Origin of the sequence: Bacillus sp. Root920, from assembly GCF_001429445.1 — a bacterium.
Lineage (GTDB): Bacteria > Bacillota > Bacilli > Bacillales > Bacillaceae > Bacillus > Bacillus safensis.
The window spans coordinates 201327-214633 of sequence record NZ_LMJV01000008.1 but is presented as its reverse complement, the minus strand read 5'-3'; the positions used below and the strand labels follow the sequence as shown (position 1 = coordinate 214633).

13 protein-coding genes are annotated in these 13307 nt (G+C 40.9%); 7 read left to right on the top strand and 6 right to left on the bottom strand.

Annotated elements, in window-relative coordinates:
• Positions 1-3: 3 nt before the first annotated feature.
• Together ASE42_RS14710 and ASE42_RS14705 are read right to left on the bottom strand one after the other, a co-directional pair.
• Positions 4-1728: a methyl-accepting chemotaxis protein gene (locus tag ASE42_RS14710; RefSeq protein WP_056767683.1), complete on the bottom strand. Its 1725-nt coding sequence runs from the start codon at positions 1726-1728 to the stop codon at positions 4-6.
• A 31-nt stretch (positions 1729-1759) separates the two neighbouring features.
• Positions 1760-3418 (bottom strand): pyridoxal phosphate-dependent decarboxylase family protein, encoded by a 1659-nt coding sequence (locus ASE42_RS14705; protein ID WP_056767680.1) that lies wholly within the window; start codon positions 3416-3418, stop codon positions 1760-1762.
• A 579-nt stretch (positions 3419-3997) separates the two neighbouring features.
• Here ASE42_RS14705 and ASE42_RS14695 point away from each other — a divergent pair.
• Together ASE42_RS14695 and ASE42_RS14690 are read left to right on the top strand one after the other, a co-directional pair.
• Entirely contained in the window at positions 3998-5980 is a 1983-nt protein-coding gene (locus ASE42_RS14695; protein ID WP_056767679.1) for an LTA synthase family protein, read from the top strand.
• 98 nt (positions 5981-6078) lie between these two features.
• Positions 6079-6657 (top strand): YjgB family protein, encoded by a 579-nt coding sequence (locus ASE42_RS14690; RefSeq protein ID WP_056767677.1) that lies wholly within the window; start codon positions 6079-6081, stop codon positions 6655-6657.
• 44 nt (positions 6658-6701) lie between these two features.
• Here the strand turns inward: ASE42_RS14690 and ASE42_RS14685 are convergent, their stop codons facing one another.
• Positions 6702-7205 carry a DoxX family protein gene (locus ASE42_RS14685; RefSeq protein WP_034283676.1) on the bottom strand — a complete coding sequence of 168 codons (504 nt, stop codon included), beginning with the start codon at positions 7203-7205 and terminating at the stop codon, positions 6702-6704.
• 195 nt (positions 7206-7400) lie between these two features.
• On the opposite strand from ASE42_RS14685, the gene ASE42_RS14680 reads away from it, so the two are divergent.
• Positions 7401-8159, top strand: a complete 759-nt coding sequence (locus ASE42_RS14680; protein WP_041106285.1) for a DUF817 domain-containing protein — start codon at positions 7401-7403, stop codon at positions 8157-8159.
• Between the two features lie 18 nt (positions 8160-8177).
• Here the strand turns inward: ASE42_RS14680 and nagE are convergent, their stop codons facing one another.
• Complete coding sequence (nagE, locus tag ASE42_RS14675; protein WP_056767674.1) at positions 8178-9545, bottom strand: N-acetylglucosamine-specific PTS transporter subunit IIBC; 1368 nt, start codon at positions 9543-9545, stop codon at positions 8178-8180.
• Between the two features lie 187 nt (positions 9546-9732).
• Here nagE and map point away from each other — a divergent pair, with 187 nt between their 5' ends.
• The 3 genes from map to ASE42_RS18770 all read left to right on the top strand — a co-directional run bounded on the left by map (position 9733) and on the right by ASE42_RS18770 (position 11038).
• On the top strand, positions 9733-10482 hold the full coding sequence (gene map, locus ASE42_RS14670) for a type I methionyl aminopeptidase (protein ID WP_024424611.1): 750 nt from the start codon (positions 9733-9735) through the stop codon (positions 10480-10482).
• Between the two features lie 122 nt (positions 10483-10604).
• Positions 10605-10766: a hypothetical protein gene (locus ASE42_RS19110; protein WP_087976421.1), complete on the top strand. Its 162-nt coding sequence runs from the start codon at positions 10605-10607 to the stop codon at positions 10764-10766.
• 134 nt (positions 10767-10900) lie between these two features.
• Positions 10901-11038 (top strand): YflJ family protein, encoded by a 138-nt coding sequence (locus ASE42_RS18770; RefSeq protein ID WP_064497716.1) that lies wholly within the window; start codon positions 10901-10903, stop codon positions 11036-11038.
• A 70-nt stretch (positions 11039-11108) separates the two neighbouring features.
• Here the strand turns inward: ASE42_RS18770 and ASE42_RS14665 are convergent, their stop codons facing one another.
• Positions 11109-11759 carry an MOSC domain-containing protein gene (locus tag ASE42_RS14665; protein ID WP_056767670.1) on the bottom strand — a complete coding sequence of 217 codons (651 nt, stop codon included), beginning with the start codon at positions 11757-11759 and terminating at the stop codon, positions 11109-11111.
• Between the two features lie 122 nt (positions 11760-11881).
• On the opposite strand from ASE42_RS14665, the gene ASE42_RS14660 reads away from it, so the two are divergent.
• Positions 11882-12154 carry an acylphosphatase gene (locus ASE42_RS14660; RefSeq protein WP_056767668.1) on the top strand — a complete coding sequence of 91 codons (273 nt, stop codon included), beginning with the start codon at positions 11882-11884 and terminating at the stop codon, positions 12152-12154.
• A 16-nt stretch (positions 12155-12170) separates the two neighbouring features.
• Here the strand turns inward: ASE42_RS14660 and ASE42_RS14655 are convergent, their stop codons facing one another.
• Positions 12171-13277, bottom strand: a complete 1107-nt coding sequence (locus ASE42_RS14655) for a nitric oxide synthase oxygenase (RefSeq protein ID WP_056767665.1) — start codon at positions 13275-13277, stop codon at positions 12171-12173.
• Positions 13278-13307: the final 30 nt, after the last annotated feature.

Below are 13307 nucleotides of genomic sequence, written 5' to 3'. Positions count from 1 at the left end.
TCGTTATTTATTGTCGACTTTGAAGGTAGAGACCATTTGTGCTAAGTCATCCGACATATCAGAGAGCTGTTCAATCGCACTTGAAATTTGCTGCATACCAGCACTTTGCTGTTCTGTTGCTGCCGCCACTTCTTGAGAGCTGGCTGCATGTTCTTCCGATACAACAGAAATTTGCTCAATCGATGTAGAAATCGTTTGATATGCTTGCTCAACTTGCTTAATAGAAGCAAGCAAATTGTTCGTTCTTCTTGAAAATTGAGATACACCGTCGTAAATCAAAGCGAAATTTTGTGACGTGCCTTCCATTTGCTCACGTCCTTCTTCCACTGCTTTACTGCTTTCCTCTACACTTTCAAGAACGCGCTGACTGTTTTCCTGTGTGCCGATGACAAGGTCTGAAACGGTTTTAGCCGCATCCGCTGATTGTTCAGCTAACTTGCGCACCTCATCTGCCACAACAGCAAACCCTTTTCCTTCTTCTCCAACACGTGCCGCTTCAATTGAAGCATTCAGTGCAAGCAGATTTGTTTGGGCTGAAATGTCCGTAATAATTGAGATGACACTTTCAATCTCCGTTGAATGAGATTGTAATTCTTCTGCTGCCTGCTTTGAGTTGGTCATCTTGTCATGTAGCATATTCAGATGATCAAGCACATGGTTCACTAATTTTTGACCAGATTCTGACTGCTCTTGTACGTTAGATGAAACAGATTTCATTTCATCAACTTCTTTTGTGACGCCTTCGATTTGCGTATCGATCTCAGCAACGGATGTCGTACAATCCGTGATATTTGCGACAGAATCATTGATTCCTTCACTCATATTCGTCATGGCTTCTGATACTTGCTGCGCACTTTGACTTGATTCGGTCGTCACCGTACGAAGCTGTGAAGACATTTTCGACACTTCACTAGATGAGTTTGAGATTTTCGAAATGAGCTCTTTAATCCGTCCCTGCATCTTTTGGAAGGATGCGGCAAGCTGGCCGATCTCATCTTTACTTTCAACCTCTACCATACCAGTTAAATCACCGTCAGCAATTCGGTTCGCTGATTCCATCAAGGAACGTGCTGGTTTTGCAATCCTTCTTCCCATGAAGTATGAGAAGAGTAATCCACCGATAAGCACAATGGCAGATGCCACTGTGATATAGATCATCAGCTTCTGCGTTGTTTGAGGCACGACAGACGCATCTAAATCAATGCCTAAAATCCCTGTCAGCTCACCACCTGAATCCTTGATTGGCAAAAAGACTGATTTATGTGTACCAAATGAATCTTTGTAAATATCACTTTTGACCATTTTATCTTCAGAAAGAGCTTGTTTCATCTCATCTGAGAATGCATAATCCTGGTCAAAATCATTGTCTTCTCCAGTTAATACGATAATTCTTTCTTTACCGCCTTTATTAGATAACACGTATAAGTTCTCAAGCGTATGATCTTTTTGAAGCTCTGTGAATTTCGTTTTGATCTCGGCATAAATAGGATCATCCTTCCCGCTAATGCTGAGCACGTTTCCATCGATGTTATCGATTTCTTTTTTGGCGGTATCAATATCTGTTGTTAATCGATAATCAAATTGCTTTAATAACTGGGATGATAAATCCTGGCTCACTAGATAAAAGGTTAGAACGAATAATGCAACGGTTGCGAGTAATGTTACGGTAACGACTGACATGATTTTAGAGGATATCGTGTATCCTCCAAATTTCCTTTGTTTCGCCATTTTTTCCTACATCTCCACTCTCAGATTTGATTTAAGCATGTACATTTTCAAATTGTCCACAAACAGATGCAATCACATCTTTTAAATAAGATACGATATGAGGGATATGCTCTGGTAACGTATAAGGTGAGATGACAAAAAACTTACTAACACTTAGATAGAATTCTTGACCTTCTTTTGAGTTGACAAGTAAAAACTTCGTTGTATCGCCAAAGAACATCTCGTCTCTTTTCTCTCCAAGCTTTTCAAACAGCATTTTGTTCAATTCATTGTTCCGCTCAATTTCCATTGAAGTCGCTTCGCCAGAAATCTCTTCTTGGAAACGCGGTGAGCCGTCTAGGTAAATTCTAAATAATGTAGCCATTCCGACGTTGTCATCATTCACGACTTCTGCTTGCGGAATTTCCCTACTAAGTGCTTCTCTGAAGGCAAGGTTCACTTCTAAAAATTGACCGAGCAAGCGCTGATAGCCTTCAGTCCCAAACGTTAAGAGCACACTCAGCATACTGATCGAGCTTCCCATTCTTGAGCACTCAAGCGTATAACCCGTATGGTATTCACCGTAGCCTCTATGGCCAACATATGGTGTCTCTTGTTCTTCCAGGTCCAAACGCTTTAAGTCAGCAGCGTTTTTCACTAAGAATAAACTGGATGTGTAAGGTGTTTGGCCGAGCTTTTGAAAATCAAAGCACATCGAGTCTGCAAGAGAAAGATGCTGGAATTTCGCTTTGATTTCTTTTAGCATACGAAGAACACCGTCTGAGAATTGCAGCGGGTTTTCCGATACATCATACTCATTAAAGAAAGCAAAGAATCCACCCAGCGCCGAATCTGCATGAATATGCGGCACCTTCAGATCATACTTTTCAGCAATTGCTTCTGCTGTTTCACGTACCCCTTTTACATCATCAATTGCAATGGCATCTGTTGTTCCGGTTGTTGCGACAATATAAACGGGAATCCCGCCACCCTGTGCAACACGTTCCATTTGACAACGCAAATCTTCCATATCCATTGAATGATCTTTATTCGTCTTAATTCTGATCAAGTTGTCTGTGCCAAGTCCTGTTGCTTCCATTGACTTAAATAAGCTGTAATGTGCAGCATCAGAACAAAACGCATAAAGATTTTGTGGAACTCCTTTTCGCAGTGACTCCGGCGCAGCTTTTGAAACAGCTAAACGAAGCCCTGAGAAAATAGCCCCTTGACCTCCCCATGTTGTATAACCCCCGCTCATATTTGGATCATATCCGATGAGCTTAGACATCATTGAGACCACTCTGACCTCAGCTTCCGCACCTGCTGGTCCATAAACATCCCAAAGGTTATTTCCATTTACCAGCATAGCTGTCAGCATGCCTAAAATTCCTGGTGTACTTGCCATTGGCAAAATGTTCGTGAAGAAATACTTGGTGTGGTATGGATGGTTATGTAAAAGCTTCAGTAATTCTTCATTCACAAGTTCCGCTTGCTGGCCGTTCATCGGAATTTGACTTGTTTCAGTGAGCTTTTTGTAAAAGTCCTCCCCACGATTCTTTTCACCTTTAAGGTGTGCACGGTTGGGATCTTTCAGGTCATCGACCCCTGAAATGATCTGCTCCATCAATTTGATGAATTCTTTACGCTCTCCTGCATTTCCGTCCTCACTCGGAAACCAGTTCTGAACGAGGTTCTCTGCTCGTACAGTCATATACTATCAATCCTTTCAATGGAAGATTTCCTGTCACTGTCTATATCGACCCCAATTCAGAAGTTTATAGTCTCGATATGTTCACTTAAGTATATTTAGATAATTTGTTCACTTATTAAAATAAATGAAACCCTTAAAAAATACATGAAAACCATTATTTTCGTGGAACACAAAAATATATTGATATATTGTTTGGGAGGAATTTTTATCCATCGTCTTATTCCATTCCATGGCTCATTTTTTTTGTTTAATCTGCATAAACATTAATAAACAATGGAAATACTCTCTAAATGACCATTGTAGAAATCAAATTAATTCTTTAGACTTGTGTCTTTTTGCCTGTTTTATTGATATAGCAACTGGGAAATTGCTGAATTTTCTGTCAATAATAGGTCGTTTTTCATAAAAAGTTTTTCGACGGGCGAATATTTTCATTTTCTCTCCTTTTATTGCTCGGACAGGCTTGCAAAGGCTCTTCACCGGTTATGACTTTTCTATTTGTGCATTTCGTGGTATATTCTAATGGTTCGTTTTCTTTCGTTCCGCCTCTTCCGTTTAACGGAGAAAAGGAGTGTTTATATGAAAACATTTATTCAAAAAAGAGGTCTCGGCTTCTTTCTGATTGCAGCCATCTTACTATGGCTCAAAACGTATTCAGCGTATTTAATCGAATTTAAACTTGGTATATCAAATGTGCTTCAGCATATTTTGCTTTTCGTGAATCCTATTAGCTCCAGCTTGTTCTTTCTTGGCTTTGCTTTATTGTTCAAGAAAAAATGGCAGCCTGCCGCTATCATTGTGATTCACTTTTTCATGTCTTTTTTACTATACGCAAACATCGTGTACTATCGATTCTTCAATGACTTTATCACGCTGCCTACAGTGATGCAGGCAGGAACGAATGGCGGACAATTAGGTGATAGTGCATTTTCACTCATGCGTTGGACTGATGTGTTTTACTTTATTGATACAATCATTTTGATTGTACTTGCAGTCCGCATGAAAAGGCAGCAGCAAACAAGTACAGCCACTGTACCTGTTCAAAAGTCAAAATCGTTTAGACTCGTCCTTGTGTCCTCTGTTGTGATCTTTGTTTTAAACTTAGTGGCTGCAGAGATCGATCGTCCAGAGCTTTTATCAAGATCGTTCGACCGCAATTATTTAGTTAAATATTTAGGTGCTTATAACTTTACTGTGTTTGATGCCATTCAAAATGTGAAATCAAACAGCCAGCGTGCTCTGGCAAATTCAAATGACGTGACAGATGTAGAGAACTATTTAAAAGCGAACAGCGCTGATCCTAACCCTGCTTATTACGGGAAAGCGAAAGGCATGAACGTCATTACAATTTCTCTTGAATCTCTGCAAAACTTTGTCATTGATTATAAGGTGAATGGAAAAGAAGTAACGCCATTCCTTAATTCATTGGCACACGACAACAAAACGTTTTACTTTGATAATTTCTTCCATCAAACAGGACAGGGAAAAACGTCTGATGCTGAATTTATGATGGATACTGGGTTATTCCCATTATCACAGGGCTCTGTTTTTATTAACAAAGCGCAAAACACATATCAAGCACTTCCTGGTATTTTGAAGAAGGATCAATATACGTCAGCAGAATTCCATGGCAATACGAAAACCTTCTGGAACCGTAATGAAATGTTTAAATCCTTTGGATATGACAGATTTTACGATTCTGAGTACTACGATATGAACGAGCAGGATACGAAGAACTATGGACTGAAAGACAAACCGTTCTTCAAAGAGTCAATGCCAATCCTTAAAAACATGAAGCAGCCGTTTTATTCGAAATTCATTACATTATCGAACCATTTCCCATTTGGAATGGATGAAGGTGATACTGATTTCGAACCTGGTGATTTCGGTGACTCTGTCGTAGATAACTACTTCCAATCGGCTCATTATTTAGATGAAGCGATTGAACAGTTCTTCAACGATTTGAAAAAGTCAGGTCTCTATGACAACACAGTCGTCATTATGTACGGAGATCATTACGGTATTTCTGAAAATCATAATGAAGCGATGGAAAAAGTGACAGGGCAAAAAATCGGAGATTATGAAAATGCGCAGCTCATGCGTGTGCCGCTCTTTATCCATGTTCCTGGCGTAAAAGGCGGACAGATTCATAAATACTCTGGTGAAGTCGATGTCGCACCAACCCTTCTGCACCTGCTTGGCGATGATACGAAGAACTATTTAATGTCTGGTTCTGATATCTTATCGAAGAACTTTAAAGAGCTTGTGCCATTTAGAAACGGTGACTTCGTGTCTAAAGACTACACGAAAGTAGGCAATAACTATTACAGCAACAAAACAGGCGAGAAAATCGAGCCAACTGACAAGGCATCACAAGAAAATGAAACGGTGAAAAAGATGCTGGAGACATCTGATAAGATTGTCACCGAAGATTTACTCCGTTTCTACAAGCCTAAAGGCTTTACACCGATTGACCGCAACGACTATGACTATACAAAGAAAGTACAGGATGAAAAGGATTCCTCTTCCGCCAAAGATGAATCCAGCTCTTCTTCAAAATAACGTTCTCATGCTAAGAACCAGCCGATCCTTGATCAGCTGGTTCTTTTCACGTTTGATCATGATGGCACCGGGTATAGGAGAAGAAGGAGGGATTTATCATGAAGAAAACAGCAGCTTTTGTCGTGACTGCCTCACTTGCTTCGTCTGCCCTATTCGGTTTCAGCCCTGCTGTCTCAGCACACGCCATGGCCGCAGAGCAATCCGTTCCTCAAGGTCCAAAAGCCGCGCTTAACAGTATTTATAAGCTGGCACATAAAGGACAAATGCCCTACTATGCGAAGGGCCTGAAAATAGGCGTTCAAACAAAAAAAGACGTTCATCATAAGCTCGGTTATCCATATCCAGAAACAGGTCAAAGCAGCTTTGATTTGTATCATGCGGAAATGGGAAATCCCGGATTTGCTTTTCACTATGATGCAAAAGGCAAAATTGATGAAATCCGTTATTTCGGTACAAATGTAGAAAAAGAAACAAATATCGGCGGTATGACCCCTTCGTTACTAAAGAAACAGCTAGGACCAGCGGATTCAGTGAGCACCATTCCGCAGACAAAAGAGAAAAAATATGTGTATCAAACCGGTGATTATGAACTCGAATTTATCGTAGGCCATGATCCAGATATGAGCCAGCATGAACTCACCGTGCTGCATATCAACTTGATAAAAGCCAATTCTTAAATAAAAAAGCATCCTGAGCGTTTACTCAGGATGCTTTTCTTTTATTATGATGCCACTTCTAACTGCGGCTTTCTTTTCATTGTTCTTTTGAGGACTGGACCTGCGACATAATCAAGTCCAAATTTGCCTGCATTCCCTTTCGCTGCCATGATAATGATGGCTATGAGCAGAAGCAGCGGGTTCACAGAGACGGTTCCAGCTAGTAAGAAAGAGACATTCATCACGCTTCCAAAAAAGGCTGCCGTTGTTGTGAATAATCCAACAATTAATCCTAGGCCTACTAAGATTTCTCCCCACATGACCATGGCACTGAATAGTCCGGCATTTGGCAAAGCGACATTTTCTAAAAACCATACATAGAACGGATACACAAGATGACCATCTTTGACGACAGGTTCAGATATCGCAAATTGCAAATAGCCTGATGCATCAAATCCACCTGTTAGTTTTCCAATACCAGATGTCAGCCAAGTCCATCCGATATAAAGTCTTGCTGCCAAAAGGATAACGGCTGCCCATACATTCGTTTGTAAGAATTTTGTAAACATGATGATGCCTCCTTTTAAATTATGTGAAATATTTCACATTTTCTTTATGATCTTATTATACTATGCTATATCTAATTTGTGATCTTTTTCACATATATATTCACAAATTGTTCATGAATATCTAATTGAGGTAAACTTTTCCCTTGCTAAAACCGTCTAAGTCATTTCAGACCGTAAAAAGGGGTTTAATTTTGTATGAAAACACTATTTCATTTTGCTTATTTACAGGCCATCTCATGTCTATTCCCCGTCATGATCTTTGCGGCGCTTGCCCTATCAAAGACGGTGTCTATTCCTTTTCTTCACCGGTATGATTTCATTCTACTGCTTTGCATCGCAGCTCAGATCCTGATGCTGACGCTGCGGCTGGAGACTTGGGCGGAGCTAAAGGTCATTTGTCTATTTCATCTCATAGGAATCTGTTTAGAAGTGTATAAAGTACATATGGGCTCTTGGTCCTATCCAGAAGAAGCTTATACAAAAATATTTGGGGTTCCACTTTATAGCGGCTTTATGTATGCAAGTGTGGCTAGTTATATTTATCAGGCATTTTCACGACTTCATGTAAAAGTGGCCGACTGGCCTCATCCATTTCTTTCAATTGGCATCAGTTTGTGCATTTATCTCAATTTCTTTACGCATCACTGGCTCTATGATGTCAGGTGGTGGCTGACATGTCTGCTTGTTGTTGTGTTTCGGAAAACGTCGGTTTCGTTTCAGGTTGGTCCATCTTCCTTTCGAATGCCGCTTGTTGTTTCATTTCTCCTGATTGGCTTTTTTATTTGGATTGCCGAAAATGTCACCACCTTTTTAGGCGCATGGCAATATCCAAATCAGCAGCATGCTTGGTCCATTGTTCATCTAGGGAAAATTAGCTCATGGTTCTTACTCGTTGTGATCAGTATTGTGCTAGTGATCGAACAGCGTAAACAAAAAAACGTTCAGCCCATTTGACCTGGCTGAACGCTTTTTTTAATCTCGATCGACTTCCTTACGGAGATCATCTGCGACAAATTCTACATTCGTTCCAATAATAATTTGTACGGATGTTTTTCCAGAAGTCAGCACCCCTTTGGCACCTGCTTTTTTCAATGTAGCTTCATTTAATAAATTAGTATCCTCTACTGTTAAGCGAAGACGTGTGGCACAATGATCAATCGTGGTGATATTGTCTTTGCCGCCAAGCCCCTCTACGAGCACACTCGCTCCTCCTGCCGTAACCGCATCATCCGCTGCGATATCTTCTATGTCATCATCTTCCCTGCCTGGTGTTTTCAGCTTTAATAGTTTAATGAGGAAATAGAAAACGACAAAGTACACAACGCCATAAATGATTCCTACTACAAGAAGCAAGATCGGTTTTTGCGCAATACCGAAGCTTAAGACGTAATCAATCGCACCTGCTGAAAAGGCAAAGCCGCTATGAATCCCAAGAGTGTTCACAATAAAAAGCGAAAGCCCCGTCAAAATAGCATGGACACCATATAAAAGTGGTGATAAAAACATAAAAGAAAATTCAATTGGTTCAGTGATCCCTGTTATAAATGATGTAAGTGCCATCCCAATCATCAGACCAGCTGTTGCTTTTCGTTTCTCAGGTTTTGCAGTTACAACCATGGCTAGACATGCCGCTGGCAGACCAAACATCATCACTGGGAAGAATCCGGTCATAAAGACACCCGCGCTTGGATCTCCTTTAAAGAATCGCGCTAAATCCCCTGTTGCCCCGCTGAATTCACCGAATTGAAACCAAAATAAGTTATTCAAGACATGGTGAAGTCCTAATGGAATGAGCAATCGGTTAAAGAAACCAAACAGCCCTGCACCTGTTGCACCTAGACTTAAAATCCATTCTCCTAAATCATTGATTACACTTTGAATCGGCGGCCATACATATCCGAAAACGGCTGCTAATAGAATGGTGAAAAGTGCGGTCATTATAGGCACAAGCCGCCTTCCGCTAAAGAAACCTAAGTATTCCGGCAGTTTCGTATCCTTAAATTTATTGTAAACATAACCTGCCAAAAGCCCGCATAAAATACCGCCCAATACCCCCATATTGTTGGTTGAGTTAATCGACGTTGTACCGGCTGACAAAATAAAATAAGAGATCGCTCCTGATAATGCCGCTGCCCCGTTCCCATCCTTTGAAATACCAATCGCTACACCCATTGCAAAAATTAAAGCCAAGTTCGCAAAAATTGCATTCCCTGCCGCATGAATAAACGGGATATTGAATACATCCTCCCGCCCAATGGCCAAAATAATCCCTGCTGCTGGAAGTACAGCGATTGGAAGCATAAATGATTTTCCTAGCTTTTGAAAAAACTGAAACACCATCTGATTTCCCCCCTTTGTCATCATCATGACCAAATCATTCATGATGTTCATAAAAAATATATCATATGCACGTCTAGTTATCTATACCAATTTGTCCACATTCATTTGAATTCCGCTCTTTACTCTTTTTGCGTAAATTGTGGTAAGCTATTGAATAGAATGAAGATATAGAAAGCGGGAATGAACAGTGATTGTCAAACATGATCATGAGTTAGAAGCCTTAAAAAAAGTCGGCCGAATTGTCGCTTTGGCAAGAGAAGAAATGAAAAGCCAAGCGAAACCAGGCATGTCTACAAAAGAATTAGATTTGATTGGGAAAAAAATATTAGAAGAACATGGGGCCAATTCAGCACCTGAAAAGGAATATGACTTCCCTGGTACCACTTGTATCAGCGTGAACGATGAAGTTGCACACGGTATCCCTAGTGAAAAAACCATTTTACAAGAGGGCGACCTTGTGAACATTGATATCTCAGCAGAACTGGACGGCTATTATTCCGATACAGGCATTTCATTTGTTTTAGGTACAGGTGATGCTCGTCTTGAAGCATTATGTAAGTGTGCGGAGGATGCGTTCCTTGAAGGATTAAAGCATGCAAAAGCCGGTAAAAGACAAAACCAAATTGGCCGTGCGGTCTACAATACAGCGAAAGAACAAGGATTTACCGTCATTAAAAACCTGACAGGACACGGCATTGGGAAGAATCTGCATGAAGCACCTAACCATATCTTGAACTACTATGATCCATTCGATAATGCTTTGTTTAAAAATGGCACAGTCATTGCCTTTGAACCTTTCATTTCAACAAATGCTGAATCGATTTATCAGGCTGATGATGGCTGGACATTTAAAACACCAGATAAAAGTCTAGTCGCACAGATTGAACATACGATTGTGATCACTAAAGACGAACCGATTATTTTAACAAAGCTGTAAGCAGCGGGTCCCCTCCTTCACTGGAGGGGATTTTTTCATGCCCGTTTCACGAATCTGTCACGACTAAACAAAAAAGCCTGTGGTAAAATAGGCAAAGATATGCGAAAGGGGTCTTATTTGATATGTGGTTCATCATCATAGGTGTTATCTTTTTCATCGAAAGTATTATCTTAACGGTTGTAGGGATTAAGAAAAAACAATCCATGATGACCTATCTGGGTGTTATCATCATGATTATGACGGTCGGCATGATCCTCGTTACCCTCAACCCGCCAAATTCATAAATCAATATTTCCAGCATATACATGGATCATAGGCAGATAGAATCAGTTTTCATTTCTTGACACCTGCACGCTTTTCACGTTCTTTTTTGAGATGTTACAATGCAGGCAGTTTCAATTGAAAGGAGTTTTCTATCATGCATTATGGTAGCAAAGGCTGGTATGTCGAAGAATTAAAGAAGCTTGGTGTGACCAAGCATGAAGGAAGAAAGCTTCAAAGCTTAAAAACATATTTCCTTGCAAATCTTCTTGAGCAAAAGAAACGCAGCTCATAAGCGCTGAAAAGCCGTACGCAGCTCATAAGCGCTGAAAAGCCGTACATCTTAAGCTGATGTACGGCTTTTTTTAAATGTGCTGAATTCGTTTTTCTAAAGACTTCCTGACCACATCTGCTAAGGCATCTACTTCAAGAACGGCTTTCAGTCTCTCTGGACTTGTTTGACGATATTTGACTTCATTGACTTCATGGACCGTAATCTGATGGGACGCTTTTTCTACTAGTACAAGCGCAGCATCAGGCGGCACCATGCCTTCTTTCAGTACACGTAAATAAAAGCCTGTATACCCTGTTTTCTGCACTTCCTTTACAAGCTTCATGTTGCCATGCTTAAAAGACAATTTCACACAAGGCTGTCTTGGCTGGCTCACCTCAACAAATGCATCTCCAAGCTGAAACACATCGCCAATATGCACATTCGTTTCGACTAGCTGGCGTACTGTTACATTCTCGCCAAAGGCAGCTTCCTGTAATGGAACCCCTAGAAATTGTTCAAAGTGAGCATAATGATCATACGGAAAGACGCAGACGGCTTTATCATAACCCCCATGATGAACCAAATCCCCCTGACCATCTCCTTCAAAATTGACCTGACTTAAATACACAGGCTCATGAATGCGCCTTTTGTTGATGGCTGTTTTGATTTCTTTTCCATTCGCATAGGTGATGATAGGTTGTCCCACTTGGATTCCTTCTATGTCGTATCTCTTTTGTTCCACGATGGACATCTCCTTTGGTTGTCTACTGGCCTTTATTTTACATCGTTTGACAAACAAATCATAGTCGAGGCGTGAAGATCAGATACAGGCTATGGTACGATGTGAAAAAAGGAGAGATGACCATGATTCAATATCACGCCATTGTAAAAGGACGTGTGCAAGGAGTCGGCTTTCGTTATTTTGTTCAGGGAGAAGCCGTCAATCGTGGAATGAAAGGCTGGGTACGCAACACAGATGAAGGTCATGTCGAGTTAAAGGTAGAGGGTGAGCAGCACAAAGTGATTGATTTCTTAGAGACTGTCCGGAAAGGAAGTCCTTTTTCAAAAGTCACCGACATGCAAATGGAGCCGCTCACCGAGCTTGCTCATTATCAAGATTTTCGAATACGGTCATAAAAAAACCTAGCTCTCGCTAGGCCTTTTCTGTCCCGTGATAGGGCTTGTCCTGATAAAAATAGTTTGGTTTCACAATGGTATTGTCGTAATGCTTGTGGAATATGTGGGTAGCAGCTGGTGATACTGGCGGAATCAGCCATGTCCAGTCCCCAGTCAGCTTGCGGTCAGCCTTTTCTTCCTGCTTTTCAAACTGCTTGAATTGATGTGCTGCTGTATGATGATCAACAATGGTCACCCCTGCTTCACGATAAGAATGGAGAACCGCCACATTCAATTCGACAATGGCTTTATCCTTCCAAAGGGACGCATTCTTGGTTGTGTCCAGTCCTAAAAGAGAAGCAACTTTTTTCAGCATATTGTAGCGGTTTTCATCCGCTAGGTTGCGTGCGCCAATTTCTGTGCCCATATACCAGCCATTAAACGGTGCAGCATTGTAATGAATACCGCCAATCTCTAATTTCATATCAGCAATAATCGGAACCGCATACCATTTTAGTCCCAAATCACGGAATCCATCATATTCAGGATGGGTGATCTCTACCTCTTGGACGATTTCTTTCGGAAGCTCATACAGAACAGGCGGCTGACCTTTTAGCTGAAACATGAGAGGCAAAATATCAAAATGTGTGCCTTCTCCTTCCCAGCCATAGGCTTGACATAATTTTGTTAATTCAAGAGATGCCTCGTCGCCGATGATGCCATATTCCGACTCATAGCCTGCATAACGAATGAGCTGATGATTATAAATGACGACTTCCTTCTGTCTGTTTTTCTCTGGGGGAAAGATCGTAATGGACGGTTTGATTTTCCCGCCATTTGTCGCATACTCAATATGATGAAAGAGCGCCTCCTTCACCTCATCCTCTGTCTTTACATGCCGGCAGTCATGCACTTGCAGGGTAGACCAAAACAAACGGCCAATGCAGCGGTTACTGTTGCGCCATGCCATTTTCGCCCCGTGAGCTAATTCCTCTAGTGTATGCGTATAAATTCCTTCAGACTCAATTTCTTTTTTTATTTCATGCAGACGTGCTGCTTTCTCTTCATTTGACTTGTTTAATTCTTCATAGCATACAGAAATAAAAGCTTCTGCTTCATTCCACAACGCTTCTTGATTACTCAAACATACTCGCCTCACTTTAATACGAATATA